The organism is Bradyrhizobium sp. WYCCWR 12699 (genome assembly GCF_032144035.1).
In the GTDB taxonomy this organism is placed as follows: Bacteria; Pseudomonadota; Alphaproteobacteria; order Rhizobiales; family Xanthobacteraceae; genus Bradyrhizobium.
Genome location: NZ_JAVTJN010000036.1, coordinates 1031637 through 1048293, shown reverse-complemented (window position 1 = coordinate 1048293; position 16657 = coordinate 1031637). Strand labels below are relative to the sequence as shown.

Sequence of the window (16657 nt, the reverse complement as noted above, 5' to 3'; positions counted from 1 at the left end):
GGTTCAAACCGGCGCCATTCTTGAATGAATCTCAGGAGAAGTCACCGGCAAAATACGGGCATTGGCGTAGATATCTCGCCGCATTCGGCCGCACGCCGGCTGGCTTGTGGTTCGGTCAGCCGTGCCGGCCGCCCTCCAGATAGGCGGCGCGAATCTCGGGGCGCTGCAACAATTCGGCGCCGGTGCCGGCCAGCGTGATCAGGCCATTGACCATGACATAGCCGCGATGGGCGAGCTTGAGGGCATGGTTGGCGTTCTGCTCGACGATCAGGACGGTGAGGCCGTCCTGGCGGTTCAGGGTACGGATCGCATCGAAGATCTGGCGCGCGATCAGCGGCGCGAGGCCCAGCGAGGGCTCGTCGAGCAGCAGCAGGCGAGGACGGCTCATCAAGGCGCGGCCGATCGCCAGCATCTGCTGCTCGCCGCCGGACAGGGTTCCGCCGCGCTGGGCGTAGCGTTCCTTCAGCCGCGGAAACAGCGTGAAGACACGCTGGAGCGTGGCCTCGCGTTCGGTCTCGGTGCATTCGGTGGCGTCCGCCCCCATCTGGAGGTTTTCCGCCACGCTCATGCGCGGGAAGATGCGGCGGCCCTCCGGGGATTGGGCGATGCGCAAATGCGCGATCGCGTGCGTGGGGACGTCGGTGATGTCGCGGCCTTCATACAGGATCTGGCCGGCGCGGGCGCGCGGCTTGCCGAAGATCGTCATCATCAGCGTCGACTTGCCGGCGCCGTTGGCGCCGATCAGGGCCACGATCTCGCCGGCATTGATCTCGACGTCGACGCCCTTCAGCGCCTCGATCTTGCCGTAGGCGGCGCGCAAGCCGCGGATCACGAGCAGAGGAGAGGGTGCCGGCGTCACGAGCCGCCCTCCATCACAGCAGCCGCCTCTTCCTCGTCGGCGCCGAGATAGGCGGCGATCACCTTGGGATCGTCGCGAATCTCGCGCGGCGTGCCTTCCGCGATCTTGACGCCATGGTCCATCACCACGATGTGGTCGGAGATCTCCATCACGACCGACATATCGTGCTCGATCAGGAGGATCGAGGTGCCGAGTTCATCGCGGATCGAGAGCAGGAGCTCGCTCAAGGCCGCGCTCTCGCGCGCGTTGAGGCCGGCGGCTGGCTCGTCCAGGCACAGAAGCGCGGGCTCGGTGCACATGGCGCGCGCGATCTCGAGCCGGCGCTGGTCGCCATAGGCGAAATTGCCGGCGGCATCGTCGGCACGGTCGAGCAGGTTGACCCTCTTGAGCCAGTCGATGGCGAGGTCGATGGCGCGTTTTTCGGCGTCACGGTAAGTAGGAACGCCGAGGAGACCGAGGAGAGTGAATCCGGAGGCGCGCATCAGCGCGTTATGCTGCGCCACCATCAGATTTTCCAGCGCAGTCATGCCGGGAAACAGCCTGATGTTCTGGAAGGTGCGGGCGACCTTGGCCTGCTTGGCAATGCGGAAATCATTCAGCCGCTCCAGCGCGACCGTCCTGCCGTCGTCATGGGTGAGGTGGATGGCGCCGCCGCTGGGCTTGTAGAAGCCGGTGATGCAGTTGAACACGGTGGTCTTGCCGGCGCCGTTCGGTCCGATCAGGGCAGTGATCTTCTTGCGCGCCGCCGAGAATGACAGGTCCTGCACGGCGACGATGCCGCCGAAGCGCATGGTGAGCCGGTCGACGTCGAGAATCTTGTCGTCGCTCATCCGTGACCTTCCTTGACGAGGTCGGAAGAGATCGCGTGCGCCTTGGTGAGATAGACGGTCGGGGCGCGATGGCCGACCAGGCCACGCGGCCGCCAGATCATGATCAGCACCATGGCCATGCCGAACACCAGCATGCGATAGGTTTCGAGGCTGCGGAACAGCTCGAAGCCGCCGATCATGGCGAGCGCGGACAGCGCGACGCCGAGCTGCGAGCCCATGCCGCCGAGCACGACGATGGCGAGCACCAGCGCCGATTCCTGGAAGGTGAAGGATTCCGGGCTGATGAAGCCCTGGCGAGTGGCGAAGAACGCGCCGGCAAAGCCGCCGAACATCGCACCCGTCGCGAACGCCGTGAGCTTGGTGGTCGTGGTGTTGATGCCGAGCGCGCGGCAGGCGACCTCGTCCTCGCGCAAGGCTTCCCAGGCGCGCCCGATCGGCAGGCGGCGCAGGCGGATCGTCGCCCAGTTGGTGAGCAGCGCAAGCGCCAGGATCAGATAGAACAGGAAGACGATGCGGTGCGTCGGCGAATATTCGATGCCGAGCTTGGCGGCGAGGCCGTCATCGCTGTTGTCGAGCGGGATGCCGAAGAAGGTGGGGCGGGGAATGCCGGAGACGCCGTTGGGGCCGCCGGTGAGATCCTGCCAGTTGATGATGACGAGGCGGATGATCTCGCCAAAGGCGAGCGTCACGATGGCGAGATAGTCGCCGCGCAGGCGCAGCACGGGGAAGCCGAGCAGGACGCCCCAGAACGCCGCGAGGATGCCGGCGAGCGGCAGGCAGATCCAGAACGACCAGCCGAAATTGGTCGCAAGCAGCCCGTAGGAATAGGCGCCGACCGCATAAAAGGCGACGTAGCCGAGATCGAGCAGGCCCGCGAGCCCGACCACGACGTTCAACCCCCAGCCCAGCATGACATAGGTGAGCACGAGGATCGCAAGGTCGAGGATGTAGCGCTGGTTATAGAAGATCACCGGCACCAGCAGCGTGAAGATCAAAAGCGCCGGAGCGAGGTAGCGGCCGATGAACGACATGCCGTTCGAGACCGCCGGTGGCACCAGTTTCTCGGCGCCGGTCGGGCCGATCCATTGCCGCAGCACCTCGATGACGATCGAGCCGCCGAACACCGCAGCGACGAGGGACGCGAGCTCGCCGAAGCGCGTCCAATAAGTGAGCTGGCCGGAGGTACCCGCCTCGGTGCGGATGCCGACCATCAACGAGAACAGCACCAGCGCGACCAGCGCGTTGACCAAAGCCGTCTTCAGGATGGCGGGGATGCCAGATTTGGCCTTCATGGGTGAGGAAGCTGCCACGCGCGACCGTCAGACTTTTTCGACTTCGGGACGACCGAGCAAGCCGGTCGGCATGAAGATCAGCACGACGATCAGGATCGAGAACGCCGCGACGTCCTTGTATTCGACCGAGAAATAGGCCGACCAGAACGTCTCGATCAGGCCGATCGCAAGGCCGCCGAGCATGGCGCCGGGCAGCGAGCCGATGCCGCCGAGCACGGCGGCGGTGAACGCCTTGATGCCCGCGACGAAGCCCATGAAGAAATCGACGAGGCCGTAATAGAGCAGGTACATCAGGCCCGCGACCGCGGCGAGCGCGGCACCGATCACGAAAGTCATGGAGATGGTGCGGTCGACGTCGACCCCGAGCAGCGCCGCCATGGTCTGGTCCTGCTCGCAGGCGCGCATGTCGCGCCCGAGCCGGGTGCGCGACACCAGCCAGGTGAAGAGGGCCAGCAGCACGATGGTGGTGACGACCACCATGATCTGGATGTTGGAGAGCTGGATCACGAAGCCGTCCGTGCTCTCGTGCAGGGTGTAGCCGCCGGTGATGAAGGGCGGGATCGGCTTGACGCGCGCGCCCTGCGCCACTTGCGAATAATTGGTCAGCACGAAGGACATTCCGATCGCCGACAGCATCGGGGCGAGGCGAAAGGAATGGCGCAGCGGCCGGTAGGCGATGCGCTCGATGGTCCAGCCATAAAGCGCGGTGATCGCCATCGAGACGAGCAGCACGACGAGCAGGATCAGCGGTATCGCGGTCAACCCGAGCGAGATCAGGATCAGGAAGGTGATCAAGGCAATGAAGCCGCCGATCATGAAGACGTCGCCATGGGCGAAGTTGATCATGCCGACGATGCCATAGACCATCGTATAGCCGATGGCGATCAGGCCGTAGATCGAGCCCAGGACGAGACCGTTGATGAGCTGCTGGGTGAAATAATCCATGGGCTGCCGTACCAAACCTGACGCGGGCTCAAGGTGAGCTCTGAGGAGAGTGGGTTGGAGTGTGGTTTGAGCGTGTTTTTATTGGGCCCCGGCAGCCCCTCAGCGTTCTTGCCGTTTTGTAACAGGAGGGAACTGACGGCTGCAACAACTCACGCGACGGCAGGAGATCTTGTACAGAGGTGATTTGGAGCTCGGGTTCCGCAGCTGCGAGGAACTGGGTTCCGCAGAGCAACCAATATGGCCGCCGGCCGTTGTCTCGGCTCTGACGTCCAACAAGGGAGTTCCCCGAATGACGAAGCAGCAGAACCAGAATCCGGGTCAGCAGAGTCAGAACCCCGGCCAGCAGCGCCCCGGGCAGCAGCAGGGCGGTGGTCAGAAACCCGGACAGCAGCAGCAGAACGACCCGATGCGCCAGGGCGATCGGCCCGGCCAGCAGCAGGGCGGCCAGCGCGACCAGGAATAGCGAGTTTGGGAGCCGAGGAGTAGAGAGGGCCCCGCCGGAAGGCGGGGCCTTTTTTTTTCGGGTCAAGCGCTTGTCCGCGTCCTTCCGGGACGGTGCGTTGGCGCCAGACCTGGAATCTCGAGATTCCGGGTTCGGTTTTGCGAGCCCGCCCCGGAATTACGATCGCGAGGGCAGTTAAGGTAAACAAAGGGTTTAAATTGCCGCCACAGTCTGATGCGAGTTAGCTCCCCGCAAAGCCTTCGGTCGAAGGCGAACGGCAGGCGAAGCGGGAAGCGGCTATGTTCGGGAATTGGCGGATCGGCTCGGTCAACGGCGCGCTGCTGGCGGCCTATTTCATCCCAGCCTGGGCGCTTGTCGCCTTCAACATCATCATCGCACCCGTGCATGGCCTCTACGAACGGCCGAGCGTCGCGGTTGCGCTGTACCTGAGCGACCATCTCCAGATGGCCGGCATGGACACGGTGCGCGCCGCGTGGCTGCTTGCGCTGGGCCGGCTGACGGTCGTGGCGTTCTTTGCGATCTATCTCGTGCTGCTCTGCATTCCTCGCATCCGCAGGAATGGCGGCAGCGACGAGGCGCTCGGCATTGCCCTGGCGATCGGCAGCCTGATCTCGTTCGCCAGCATGGTCATGGCCTCGAAGGTCGGCGAGATGGCCGCGCTCCGGCTGCATGCCACCGAGCTGCTGCTCCTGCTCGGCGCCGCCATCGTGGTGGTGATCGAACGGCCCGAGACCGCGCCCAAGACGGTCCACAAGGCGGTTCAAGAGACCGCCGCGATCGCAGCTCCCCTAGGCTTTGAGCAGGCCGAGCTCCTGCACAATCGCTGAGGCTTCCTTGACGGCGTGGTTCACTGCCGGCACGCCGCAATAGATCGCCTGCTGCAGCAGGATTTCCTTGATGTCGTCGGGCGTGAAGCCGCCTTCGGCGAGCGCCGCGCGCACGTGCAGGCGGAATTCGTCCCATTGGCCGAGCGCAACCATGGTGCCGATCACCAGCACCCGCCGCGTGCGCTCGTCGAAATGCGGCCGCGTCCAGATCTCGCCCCAGGCGTAGCGCGTGATCATGTCCTGGAAATCGGTGTTGAAGGCGTTGCGGTTCGCGATCGACTTGTCGACCCAGGCATTGCCCAGCACCTTGCGGCGAACGTTCATGCCGGCATCGCGGCGCTTCTGGTCGTCCATTCTGTCCTCCGGGATGACGAAGATGGTGGCTAGCGCTGCGTCAAGAATCCCACCACCGCATCCGTGAATGCGTGCGGCTGCTCGATGTTGGAAATATGTGCGGCGTCGATGATGGTCATGCTCGCGCCGGGGATCTTCGAGCGGATCAATTCACCTGCCGAGATCGGCGTCGCCATGTCGTGGCGGCCGGCGATCACCAGCGTCGGACTCTTGATCTTGGGAAGCAGCTCGCGCTGGTCCAGCGTCGACAGCGCTTCGCAGCAGGCGAGATAACCTTCGACCGGCGAGGCGAGCAGCATCGATTTCATCCTGGCGGTGATGTCGGGCTCGCGCTCGCGAAAATCCTGCGTCAGCCACCCCGCGATCACGGCATCGGCGACCGCGGCGATGCCGCCCTTCTTCACGGCGTCGATGCGTTCCAGCCATTTGGTCGGCTCGGCATAATAGCAGGAGGTGTTGGCGAGGATGAGCTTGCCGAAGCGCTCTGGCGCGTTCGCGCCCAGCCACTGCCCGACCATACCGCCCATCGACAGGCCGCACCAATGCACCTTCTCGATGTTGAGGTCGTCGAGGATCGCGAGCACGTCGCGGCCGAAGCGCTCCATCGTATAGGGGCCGGGCGGAACGTTGGACTTGCCATGGCCGCGGCGGTCATAGCGAATGACGCGGAACACCTGTGTCAGCGCCTTCATCTGCGGCTCCCACATCTGCAGCGTGCAGCCGAGCGAGTTGGAGAGCATCAAGGTCGGCCCGCCGTCGCGGCCCTCGACGGAGACGTTGAGCAGGCATCCGTCGGCATCGATCATGGGCATGCGGCGTCTCCGTCGTATCTTGCAGTTCTTATTCGCGGTCGAGGCTGTCGAGCAGCCGGTCGATCAGGGCTTGGGAGGCCCCTTGATAGGCCATCGGCTCGAACAATGCCGCAATTTTTTCCGGCGAAAGCTGCGCGGTGACTAGCGAATCGGCCAACAGCACCTCGCGCAGATGCTTCTTCTCGGCGACCGCGCGCTTGCTGGCGGCCTCGACGAGATGATGCGCATCGCTCTTGCCGATCGTCTCGGCCAGCGCAAAGGTGATCGCTTCCGCCATGATCAGCCCGTGCGTCGCATCGAGATTGCTGCGCATGCGCGCGGCATCGACGTCCAATCCCTCCGCGATGTCGACGATGGCGGCAAGCGCCCCGGAGGTGACCAGCATCAATTGCGGCAGCGTCGGCCACTCCGCGTGCCAGGGACCGGCGCTGCGCTCGTGGTCCTGCACTTGAGCCGCGAAGATCGTGGCGGCAAGCTGCGGAGCCATGGTGGCGGCGCCCAGCGCGCTTGCGGCGGCGACCGGGTTGCGCTTGTGCGGCATGGTCGAGGAGCCGCCGCGGCCTTCGCCGGCCGGTTCGAATGCTTCGGCGACATCGGTCTGCATCATCAGCGAGACGTCGCGCGCGATCTTGCCGCAGCTTCCCGCCAGAATGGCGAAGCAGGACGCGGCCTCCGCGATCCGGTCGCGATGGGTGTGCCAGGGCGCTTCCGGCAGCGGCAGGTCGAGCTCGTGCGCGAGGCGTTCCGCTACCGCAAGGCCCTTGTCGCCGAGGGCCGCGAGCGTGCCGGCCGCGCCGCCGAATTGCAGCGCGAGGCCCTCGCGGCGCAGCCGCCGCAGGCGGCAGCGGGCGCGGGCGAGGCTCGAAGCATATTCTGCGGCCTTCAGGCCGAACGGCATCGGCAGTGCGTGCTGGAGCCAGGTCCGTGCCACCATCGCGGTATTGCGATGGCTGCGCGCCAGGGCGGCAAAGCCCTTGATGGCGCGGCTGAGGTCGGCGTCCAGCGCATCGATGCCGGCGCGAAGCGTGAGCATGGTCGCGGTGTCGATGACATCCTGGCTGGTCGCACCCCAATGCACATAGCGCGCGGCCTCCTTGTCGGCCTTGCCGACATTGGCCGTCAGGGTCTTGACCAGGGGAATCGCGAGATTGCCCGATCGCGTCGCGGCCTCCGCCAGTGCGGCCATGTCAATGGAATCGGCCTTGCACGCGGCCTCGATCGGGCCGACGGCGGATGCCGGAATCACGTCCGTGGCGGCCTCGGCGCGGGCCAGGGCTGCCTCGAAATCAAGCATGTTCTGCAGGGTCGACCGGTCGTCGCAGACGGCGCGCATGGCGGCGCTCGACAGCATCGGTGCGAGCAGGGGGGAGAGGGATGTGCTCATATTGCGCGCGACCTAATCATCATGGCCCGGCTGTGCCAATCCCCCACCGCCCGCACACGTCTTTTTGCAGTTGCGAATATGCATTGCACGTGACCGGGCACCGGCCTTTCCTTTGCCGCGTCCCTGCGTTACTTGATCAGCACTATAGTTACGCGATCCGGGAGGCACCCTCATGGCCATGACGATGAACGGCGAAGTCCAGCTTGCGGCGTCGCGCGAGGCCGTGTGGGCCAAGCTCAACGATCCCGAGGTGCTGAAGGCCTGCATCCCCGGCTGCGAGGAGCTCGAGAAGACCGACGACGGCGGCTTTCGCGCAACGGCGAAAATGAAGGTCGGCCCGGTGTCGGCGCGTTTCAAGGGCAAGGTCACGCTGTCCGATCTCGACCCGCCGAACGGCTACAAGATTTCGGGTGAGGGCGAGGGCGGCGTTGCCGGCTTCGCCAAGGGTGGCGCGGTGGTCAAGCTGGCGGAGAAGGACGGCGGCACGCTGCTTTCCTACGAGGTCGAGGCACAGATCGGCGGCAAGTTGGCGCAGCTCGGCCAGCGCCTCATCAACGGCGCCGCCAAGAAGCTCGCCGACGAGTTTTTCGCGAACTTCGCCAAGGCCGTACAGAGCTGAAGGTCATCGCCTTCGGCATGGCGGCTTGCGCCCTGGGCGATGTTGCCCCGGGGCATAATGGCCCATATGATGGGTTGGAATAATTATAAGAACCGCTTCGATGGGACCCGTCGGGGCGCTGATAGAGAGTGCTTATGGCAAAAATCTCCCTCATCGTGAACGGCAATCCTGTTACGGCCAACGTCGATCCCCGCACCCTGTTGGTGCAGTTCCTGCGCGAAAATCTGCGCCTGACCGGCACCCATGTCGGCTGCGACACCTCGCAGTGCGGCGCCTGCGTCGTGCATCTCGACGGCAAGGCCGTGAAGTCCTGCACCACGCTCGCGGTGATGGCCGACGGCCACGAGGTCAAGACGATCGAGGGGCTGGCCGCCGACGGCGCGCCGCTGCATCCGATGCAGGAAGCCTTCCGCGAGCACCACGGCCTGCAATGCGGCTTCTGCACGCCGGGCATGATCATGACCGCGATCGACATCGTGCATCGCAAGGGCCACGAGCTCGACGACCATACGATCCGGGAAGAGCTGGAAGGCAATCTCTGCCGCTGCACCGGCTACCAGAACATCGTCGCCTCGATCTCCGCCGGCGCCAAGGCGATGGCCAAATCCGACCTCGCGTAACGCGCATCCCGCGATCAGGACATTCAGATGTACGAATTCAAATACCATCGCCCCGGGACCGTGCGGCAGGCCGCCAACCTCCTGGTGAAGAACGAAGACGCCAAGGTGATCGCCGGCGGCCACACGCTGATTCCCGTCATGAAGCAGCGCCTGGCGAGCCCGCCGCATCTGGTCGACCTCTCCCACATCGAGGGGCTCAACACGATCGAGATGAAGGGCCGTTCGCTGGTGATCGGCGCCACCGCCAGGCACGCCGAGGTCGCGACCTCCGCGATCGTCGGCGAGGCGATCCCGGCGCTGGCCAATCTCGCGAGCCAGATCGGCGACCCCGCCGTGCGCCACAAGGGCACGATCGGCGGCTCGCTCGCCAACAACGATCCGACCGCGGACTATCCGGCTGCCGTGCTCGCGCTGGGCGCGACCATCGTCACCAACAAGCGCCGCCTCAAGGCCGAAGAGTTTTTCCAGGGCCTGTTCACGACCGCGCTCGAAGCCGACGAGATCATCACCAAGGTGATGTTCCCGCTGCCGAAGAAGGCGGCCTACATCAAGTTCCGCAACCAGGCCTCGCGTTATGCGCTGGTCGGCGTGTTCGTGGCACGGCGTCCGTCGGACGTGCGGGTGGCCGTGACCGGCGCCGGGTCCGAAGGCGTGTTCCGCGTCGAGGCGTTTGAGGAAGCCCTCAAGAAGCGCTTCGCGTCGAAGGCGATTGAAGGCATCGCGGTGCCGGCGGAAGGTCTCAACAGCGACATCCACGGCAGTGCCGAATACCGCGCGCATCTCATCGGTGTGCTGACGCGGCGCGCGCTCGATGCCGCCAACGCCAAGGAGTGAGGTGATCTCACGCCTCGGCCCAAACTTGTCCCCGGTGAGGGCTTAGCGAGACTGGCTATTTCATGACTTCAGCGGCCAACACTTCCGGGGCCAATACTTCAGTTGTATTGCCGGCATCGGTCGATGCGATGCTCGAACTCCTGACCTCGCGCGGCTATCTCGCCGAGCGATCGCTGGCGACGGTGACGTACCTCTCGCTGCGCATGGGCCGGCCGCTGTTCCTGGAAGGCGAGGCCGGCGTCGGCAAGACGGAGATCGCCAAGGTGCTCTCGGCGGCGCTGGGGCGGAAACTGATCCGTCTGCAATGCTACGAAGGCCTCGACGTCTCCTCGGCGGTCTATGAGTGGAATAGCGCCGCGCAGATGATCGCGATCCGGATGGCGGAGGCCGCGGGCGACACCGACCGCGATCAGCTCTCGAGCGACATCTTCGCCGACCGCTACATGATCAAGCGGCCGCTGCTCCAGGCACTGGAGCCCGACGTCGCGGGCCCGCCGGTCCTCTTGATCGACGAGCTCGACCGGGCCGACGAGGCGTTCGAGGCTTACCTGCTCGAGATTCTCAGCGACTTCCAGGTGACGATCCCCGAATTCGGCACCGTGAAGGCGCCAAGCCCGCCGATCGTCATCATCACCTCCAACCGCACCCGCGAGATTCACGACGCGCTGAAGCGGCGCTGTCTCTATCACTGGGTCGATTATCCCGCCGCCGAGCGCGAGCTTGCGATCGTCAAGTCGCGCGTGCCCGGCATCTCCGCAAAGCTGTCGCAGCAGGTCGTGCGCTTCGTGCAAGCTTTGCGCGACCAGGACTTCTACAAGTCGCCGGGCGTCGCCGAGACCATCGACTGGGCCACTGCTTTGTCCGAGCTCGACGCCCGCTCGCTGACCCCGCAAGTGGTCGGCGACACGCTGGGCGCGTTGCTGAAGTATCAGGACGACATCACCCGCATGCAGGGCGACACCCTGCAGAAGGTGCTGAAGGACGCGACGAGCGAGAATTGATCGTCGTCGTTCCGGGGCGATGCGCGGCATCGCACCCGGAACCTCGAGATTCCGGGTTGGTCGCTGCGCGACGCCCCGGAATGACGGAGCGGGGATAGACCATGGCCATCAACCACCTTGCCCCGGAGCAGACCGAGCAGTTCGCCGACAACATCGTCGGCTTTGCCCGCGCGCTGCGTGCTGCGGGCATGCCGGTGGGGCCGGGTGCCGTCATCGACGCCATGAGCGCGCTCCAGGTCATCGACATCGGCAACCGCGCCGACGTCTTCACCACGCTGGAGGCGATCTTCGTCAAGCGCCATGAGCACGCGCTGATCTTCAAGCAAGCCTTCAACCTGTTCTTCCGCGCCTCCGAGGAGTGGAAGCACATGCTGGATTCGGTGCCGCTGCCGGACGAGGCCAAGAAGAAGCCGCAGGCCGGCTCCCGCCGCGTGCAGGAGGCGATGTCGCAGCCGCGCATGACGGAGACGCCGCAGCATCAGGAGCAGGATCTGCGCCTGTCGGTCTCCGACAGGGAAATCCTCCAGAAGAAGGATTTTGCCCAGATGAGTGCGGCCGAGATCACCGAGGCGCTGCGCGCCATCGAGCGGATGAGGTTGCCGCAGGCCGAGCTTTTGACGCGCCGCTACCTGCCCGATCCGCGCGGGCTTCGGCTCGACCTCCGCCGCACGCTGCGCGCGTCCTTGCGCACCGGCGGCGACATCATCGACATCCATCGCCTCGGGCGGATCGAGAAGCCGGCGCCGATCGTGGCGCTGCTCGACATCTCGGGCTCGATGAGCGAGTACACCCGCCTGTTCCTGCACTTCCTCCACGCCATCGGCGACGCCCGCAAGCGCGTTTTGGTATTCCTGTTCGGCACCCGCCTCACCAACGTCACCCGCGCGCTGCGCCAGCGCGATCCCGACGAGGCGCTGGCGAGCTGCTCGGCCTCGGTCGAGGACTGGGCCGGCGGTACCCGGATCTCGGCCTCGCTGCACAACTTCAACAAATTATGGGCGCGGCGCGTGCTGAGCCAGGGCGCCATCGTGCTCCTGATCTCGGACGGGCTGGAGCGGGAGGCTGATTCCAAGCTCGCCTTCGAGATGGACCGGCTGCATCGCTCCTGCCGCCGGCTGATCTGGCTCAACCCGCTCTTGCGGTTCGGCGGCTTCGAGGCCAAGGCGCAGGGCATCAAAATGATGCTCCCGCACGTTGACGAATTCCGCCCGGTACATAATTTGAGTTCGATCCAGGAGTTGATCACGACGCTCTCCCGGCCGCTGCCGCCGCATCACCGCAGCCTGATCCGTTCCGCAGCTTGAGAGGCCAGCCATGCTCGATCGCGACGAGGATATCCTGAAGGCGGCGGAGGACTGGCAGAAGGCCGGCCATGGTGTCGCGCTGGCGACGGTCGTCGAGACCTGGGGCTCGGCGCCGCGCCCGGCGGGCTCGAGCCTCGTCATCAACGACGAGGGCACGTTCCTGGGCTCGGTCTCCGGCGGCTGCGTCGAGGGCGCCGTGGTCACCGAGGCCATGGATGTGATCCAGAGCGGCAAACCCCGGATGCTGGAGTTCGGCGTCGCCGACGAGACGGCCTGGAATGTCGGGCTGTCCTGCGGCGGCACCATCCGCGTCTTCGTCGAGAAGGTCGGTTAGCCGTGAAGCTCGAGATCCTGCACGAACTCAATGCCGAGCGGGCCGCGCGCCGGCCGGCGATCCTGGTGACGGACACCGAGAGCGGCGAGCAGCGCCTGGTGAAGGCCAAGGACTTTGCCAAAGATCCGCTGCGGGCCGAGCTGGAGAAGCAGCTTCGCATGGGCAAGAGCGCCAGTGTCGAGGCCGGTGGCAAGAAGCTGTTCCTCAACGTCTACGCCCCGACCGCAAAGCTCGTCATCGTGGGCGCGGTGCATATCAGCCAGGCCTTGGCGCCGCTGGCGCGCTCGCTCGGTTACGACGTCACGGTGGTCGATCCGCGTACCGCCTTTGCGAGCCCTGAGCGCTTCCCCGATATTCCGCTGGTGGCCGAATGGCCTGATACCGCGCTGCCGCCGCTCAATGTCGATGCCTACACCGCCTTCGTCGCGGTGACGCACGATCCCAAGATCGACGATCCCGCGCTGTTGCATGCCTTCGAGCGCGGTTGTTTCTATATCGGCGCGCTCGGCTCGCGGAAAACGCACGCCAAGCGCGGCGAGCGGCTGCGGGCGCAGGGTGCGAAGGAGAGCGACATCGCGCGCATCCACGCGCCGATCGGGCTTGCAATCGGCGCGGTCTCTCCCTCCGAGATCGCGGTCGCGATCATGGCAGAGATCACGGCGGTGCTCCGCCTGCCTCCCAAGGAAAAAGAAGAGGCGGCATGAAATTCGGCCCAGCGAGTCCCAAGGATGCGATCGGCGGGGTGACCGTCCATACCCTGCGCCAGGGGCCGCTGGTGCTGAAGAAAGGCACGACGATCGGCCCCGCCGAGGTCGAGCAGCTCACGCGTGCGGGCATCAAGGACATCGTCGTGGTGCGCATGGAGAAGGGCGACGTCTCCGAGGACGTCGCGGCCGCCGGCATTGCGCTGGCCGTCGGCGGCGAGGGCATCCATGTCGAGCGCGCCTTCACCGGCCGCGCCAATCTGTTTGCCGCGCGCCCCGGCGTGCTGGTGATCGACCGCGCCGCGGTCGACCGCATCAACAATATCGACGAAGCCATCACCTTTGCGACGCTCTCCGCCTACAAGCCGGTGGTCGAGGGCGAGATGGTCGGCACCGTCAAGATCATCCCGTTCGGCGTCGAAGAAAGCTTGCGCGATGCCGCGGTAAAGGCGGCGGGCAAGGACGTGCTCAGAATCGCGCCTTACGTGATCCAGCGTGTCGGCGTGGTCTCGACCCTGCTGCCGGGCCTGTCCTCCAAGGTGATCGACAAGACGCTGCGCGTCACCGCCGAGCGGCTCGCGCCTGCGGGGGCCAGCATCATCGCCGAGCGGCGTGTCCAGCACGATGAACGCGAACTGTCAGCCGCGATCAAGGAATTGCTCGCGCTGGGGGCCGAGCTCGTCATCGTGTTCGGAGCGTCCGCCATCGCTGATCGCCGTGACGTCATCCCCGCGGCCGTCACCGGCATTGGCGGCGAGATCGAGCATTTCGGCATGCCGGTCGATCCCGGCAATCTCTTGCTGATCGCGCGCGCCGGCGGCGTGCCGGTGCTGGGCGCACCGGGCTGCGCCCGCTCACCTGTCGAGAACGGGTTCGACTGGGTCCTGATGCGGCTTCTTGCCGGCATCAAGGTGACGCGCGCCGAGCTGATGGGCATGGGCGTCGGCGGCCTCCTGATGGAGATCGTCACGCGCCCGCAGCCGCGCGCAAAGCCCGAGACCGAGGGCAACAGCCAGGTCGCGGCCATCGTGCTCGCGGCGGGCCGTTCGACCCGGATGGGCGGACCGAACAAGCTGCTCGCCGAACTCGACGGAAAAAAGCTGGTGCGCCTCGCGACCGAGCAGGCGCTGGCCTCGAAGGCGTCCGAGGTGATCGTGGTCGTCGGGCATCAGGCCGAGCTGGTCGAGCAGGCACTGCAGGGCCTGAAGGTGAAATTCGTCCGCAATCCGGATTTCGCCGGCGGCATTGCAAGCTCGGTCAAATCAGGCATCGCGGCCGTGCCGGAAACTTGCGACGGCGCGCTGATCTGTCTCGGCGACATGCCGCTTATCGATGCCGGCCTGATCGACCGCCTCATCGACGGCTTTGCGCCGGACCGCGGCAACCTCATCGTCGTGCCCGTCAGCGAAGGCCGCCGCGGCAATCCCGTGCTGTGGTCGCGCCGGTTCTTCAAGGAATTGATGACGCTCGACGGCGACGTCGGCGCGCGGCATCTGATCGCCAAGCATACCGAGGCGGTGGCCGACGTGCCGGTGGATGGCGAGAGCGCCTTCCTCGATATCGACACGCCTCAGGCGCTTGAAGCGGCCCGGCGGGGATGACGGTGCCGTAGGGTGGATTAACCGAAGGCGTAGTCCACCTGTCCGCGGCAACAGAAGGCGGTGGATTACGCTTCGCTAATCCGCCCTGTCGAAGCCACGCCTAAAGCCCGCCAACCACTTTGAGCACCAGTGCTGGAGCTGGCCCCGAGAGATCGTGGACCAGAGTTGCCATCATCGCGTCGCTTTCGCAGATGAAGGCGTGACTGAGAGCATAGGTTCGGTCGGACACCGTGAACGCCAGCTTGATGCCGCCGCAGAGGTGCTCCACGCTGTTCTTTTTCGATGAGCGGACCGGCTTGAACAGGTCGTGCAGGCCGCTTCCGCCGACCATCAGCGGTACGTTCTCGCAACCTTCGCATCCGGTCGGCAGTTGCTTTTGCAGCTCAGCCACGTCGCTGGCCGGACTGAGAAATGTCTCGGAGAGAAGAATCGCCGAAGACAGCCTGAGCAGGCGCGTCTGCAACAGGCGAATGTCGGGTTCGAGGTTGAGCTCCTGGGCCTTCTTGATGTGCCCGCCAATTCTTTCGACGATCTGTCGATCCTGAACGTTCTCTGGCTTGATTTCGTTGACGGCATTTGCCGCAGCCAGGACGGCGATGATGGGCGCGTTCTTCGGCGGCATCGTCGCAACCTTGAGCCGTGTGCTGGTGTCAATGCCGTTGCGGAATTCCTCGTTCTTGTTCGAGAACCGTTCCTTGACCTCGGCTGCGCTCTTCCAGCCCTTGGCGATCACGGTGACCTGCGCTCCCTTCGGAATTGTGCCGTAAACGCAGATGGAAGACCGCCCCCGATCCGGACAGGCGTAAGCGTCGCGAAACAACGCGCCTTGTTGCGCGGCGGAACAGGCGGACGTCGTCGACAAGACGGCGAGTATGATGAGCAAAAGGTACTTCATAGCGATCGAGCTTCCCGGGCTTGCGACGGCAAGCCTAAACAGGCGGGCGCGATCAGGCCAGAGGGTTTTGATTGGCAACGTCCGTTGGCGCGATGAGGTGCCGTCAAGAGGGGCCGCACTGACCGTCCCTTCGCGGAAACGAAAGAGGTGGATGGCGCGTCGCCAATCCACCTCGCGCACGTTCCTGGCTTGTTACTTCTTGGTGTTCGAGAGCTTCTCGACCCCGCCGGCTTTCAGCTCGACGCCTTGCTTCGTCAGCTGCGCCTTGTTGCCGCTGCTGAACGTGAATGTATCAGCCCCGGCGCTGATGCCGTTCCATGCGACGGCTTCGCGCATGCGCGGACGGAAGTCCGATCAGACAGGCTGATGTTATCATCCCAGCAGCATTGTTTTGTTTGGACGCATGGTCGCCTCCTTTGGCCCTGCTTGCCACCTGACGACCTTAAATAATACGATGGAAAAATACAACTATAAAGTGCGGCATCACTCGTCCGGCATCGCTTTTCAACCACCCGTTCACCAAGTGGAAACGACCGCCGCTTAGAGTTGCCTCCACCTGCCTTGGGGGGAGGGGTTTTTCCATGGCTTCGAACGTCGTCGCGCGCCGTTGCGCGATGTTTGTCTTTGTCTTTTCAGTTGCCGTTACGGGCGCACGCTACATCACCGAAGCCCATGCCGCCGGCGCGTTTGCGGTCGGCAAGTGTGGCGCTTATGGCCAGGCCTTCGATTATGGTCACGAGCACGACGCGCGCGCCGCGGCGCAGAAGCAGTGCAAGGGCGATTGCACCACCGTGACGATGAAGCGCGCCTGCGCGGCAATGTCGGTCGATCTCGCCAATCCCTGCGGCGCCTATGGCTACGCCGTCAAGCCGAAGATTTCCGCCTCGCTCAACGCCGCCACGCGTGAATGCTACAAATACGGCGGCAAGGAATGCGTGATCCGCGCCTGGGCCTGCGACGCCAAGGGTTGATTCCGTCC

At 65.1% G+C, this 16657-nt stretch carries 20 protein-coding genes; 11 read left to right on the top strand and 9 right to left on the bottom strand.

Features of this window, described 5'->3' with window-relative positions; genetic code table 11:
• Positions 1-115 precede the first annotated feature (115 nt).
• Genes RPS27_RS30010 through RPS27_RS29995 form a run of 4 tightly spaced genes read right to left on the bottom strand, consistent with a single transcriptional unit; the run spans position 116 to position 3926 of the window.
• The gene (locus tag RPS27_RS30010) at positions 116-859 is read right to left on the bottom strand and encodes an ABC transporter ATP-binding protein (protein WP_194403101.1); all 744 of its coding nucleotides are present in this window, start codon (positions 857-859) and stop codon (positions 116-118) included.
• A complete protein-coding gene (locus RPS27_RS30005; RefSeq protein WP_194403100.1) occupies positions 856-1689 on the bottom strand; it encodes an ABC transporter ATP-binding protein in 834 nt (277 codons plus the stop codon). The genes RPS27_RS30010 and RPS27_RS30005 overlap by 4 nt, the downstream gene beginning before the upstream one ends.
• Positions 1686-2981: a high-affinity branched-chain amino acid ABC transporter permease LivM gene (livM, locus tag RPS27_RS30000; RefSeq protein ID WP_313754845.1), complete on the bottom strand. Its 1296-nt coding sequence runs from the start codon at positions 2979-2981 to the stop codon at positions 1686-1688. The genes RPS27_RS30005 and livM overlap by 4 nt, the downstream gene beginning before the upstream one ends.
• A 27-nt stretch (positions 2982-3008) precedes the next feature.
• On the bottom strand, positions 3009-3926 hold the full coding sequence (locus RPS27_RS29995; protein ID WP_194403098.1) for an ABC transporter permease subunit: 918 nt from the start codon (positions 3924-3926) through the stop codon (positions 3009-3011).
• A gap of 289 nt (positions 3927-4215) precedes the next feature.
• Here RPS27_RS29995 and RPS27_RS29990 point away from each other — a divergent pair, with 289 nt between their 5' ends.
• Positions 4216-4389, top strand: coding sequence for a hypothetical protein (locus tag RPS27_RS29990; protein WP_181769418.1), 174 nt, complete (start codon positions 4216-4218; stop codon positions 4387-4389).
• A 278-nt stretch (positions 4390-4667) separates the two neighbouring features.
• Complete coding sequence (locus RPS27_RS29985; RefSeq protein WP_313754844.1) at positions 4668-5216, top strand: hypothetical protein; 549 nt, start codon at positions 4668-4670, stop codon at positions 5214-5216.
• Here the strand turns inward: RPS27_RS29985 and RPS27_RS29980 are convergent.
• Genes RPS27_RS29980 through RPS27_RS29970 form a run of 3 tightly spaced genes read right to left on the bottom strand, consistent with a single transcriptional unit; the run spans position 5178 to position 7766 of the window.
• Positions 5178-5570, bottom strand: coding sequence for a carboxymuconolactone decarboxylase family protein (locus RPS27_RS29980; RefSeq protein WP_028179272.1), 393 nt, complete (start codon positions 5568-5570; stop codon positions 5178-5180). The genes RPS27_RS29985 and RPS27_RS29980 overlap by 39 nt on opposite strands.
• A 29-nt stretch (positions 5571-5599) precedes the next feature.
• Positions 5600-6382, bottom strand: a complete 783-nt coding sequence (gene pcaD / locus RPS27_RS29975; protein WP_194403095.1) for a 3-oxoadipate enol-lactonase — start codon at positions 6380-6382, stop codon at positions 5600-5602.
• A 28-nt stretch (positions 6383-6410) separates the two neighbouring features.
• On the bottom strand, positions 6411-7766 hold the full coding sequence (locus RPS27_RS29970) for a 3-carboxy-cis,cis-muconate cycloisomerase (RefSeq protein ID WP_313754843.1): 1356 nt from the start codon (positions 7764-7766) through the stop codon (positions 6411-6413).
• 172 nt (positions 7767-7938) lie between these two features.
• On the opposite strand from RPS27_RS29970, the gene RPS27_RS29965 reads away from it, so the two are divergent.
• From RPS27_RS29965 to RPS27_RS29930, 8 genes are all read left to right on the top strand, one after another.
• Positions 7939-8385, top strand: a complete 447-nt coding sequence (locus RPS27_RS29965; protein ID WP_194403093.1) for an SRPBCC family protein — start codon at positions 7939-7941, stop codon at positions 8383-8385.
• 134 nt (positions 8386-8519) lie between these two features.
• Positions 8520-9005: a (2Fe-2S)-binding protein gene (locus tag RPS27_RS29960; protein WP_014494194.1), complete on the top strand. Its 486-nt coding sequence runs from the start codon at positions 8520-8522 to the stop codon at positions 9003-9005.
• A gap of 27 nt (positions 9006-9032) precedes the next feature.
• Entirely contained in the window at positions 9033-9839 is an 807-nt protein-coding gene (locus RPS27_RS29955; protein ID WP_194403092.1) for an FAD binding domain-containing protein, read from the top strand.
• Positions 9840-9901: 62 nt separating this feature from the next.
• Complete coding sequence (locus tag RPS27_RS29950) at positions 9902-10840, top strand: AAA family ATPase (RefSeq protein ID WP_211418991.1); 939 nt, start codon at positions 9902-9904, stop codon at positions 10838-10840.
• Between the two features lie 101 nt (positions 10841-10941).
• Positions 10942-12144: a VWA domain-containing protein gene (locus RPS27_RS29945; protein WP_313754842.1), complete on the top strand. Its 1203-nt coding sequence runs from the start codon at positions 10942-10944 to the stop codon at positions 12142-12144.
• A gap of 10 nt (positions 12145-12154) precedes the next feature.
• Positions 12155-12478: an XdhC family protein gene (locus RPS27_RS29940; protein ID WP_097658284.1), complete on the top strand. Its 324-nt coding sequence runs from the start codon at positions 12155-12157 to the stop codon at positions 12476-12478.
• 2 nt (positions 12479-12480) lie between these two features.
• On the top strand, positions 12481-13182 hold the full coding sequence (locus RPS27_RS29935) for an XdhC family protein (RefSeq protein ID WP_259213612.1): 702 nt from the start codon (positions 12481-12483) through the stop codon (positions 13180-13182).
• Complete coding sequence (locus RPS27_RS29930) at positions 13179-14783, top strand: molybdopterin-binding/glycosyltransferase family 2 protein (protein ID WP_313754841.1); 1605 nt, start codon at positions 13179-13181, stop codon at positions 14781-14783. Before RPS27_RS29935 ends, RPS27_RS29930 begins: the two co-directional genes overlap by 4 nt.
• A 100-nt stretch (positions 14784-14883) precedes the next feature.
• On the opposite strand, the gene RPS27_RS29925 is transcribed toward RPS27_RS29930, so the two are convergent.
• Both RPS27_RS29925 and RPS27_RS29920 read right to left on the bottom strand, forming a co-directional pair.
• A complete protein-coding gene (locus RPS27_RS29925; protein WP_313754840.1) occupies positions 14884-15858 on the bottom strand; it encodes a hypothetical protein in 975 nt (324 codons plus the stop codon).
• A 12-nt stretch (positions 15859-15870) separates the two neighbouring features.
• A complete protein-coding gene (locus RPS27_RS29920) occupies positions 15871-16014 on the bottom strand; it encodes a hypothetical protein (RefSeq protein ID WP_249157267.1) in 144 nt (47 codons plus the stop codon).
• Between the two features lie 245 nt (positions 16015-16259).
• Here RPS27_RS29920 and RPS27_RS29915 point away from each other — a divergent pair, with 245 nt between their 5' ends.
• Positions 16260-16649 carry a DUF4189 domain-containing protein gene (locus tag RPS27_RS29915; RefSeq protein WP_259213606.1) on the top strand — a complete coding sequence of 130 codons (390 nt, stop codon included), beginning with the start codon at positions 16260-16262 and terminating at the stop codon, positions 16647-16649.
• Positions 16650-16657: the final 8 nt, after the last annotated feature.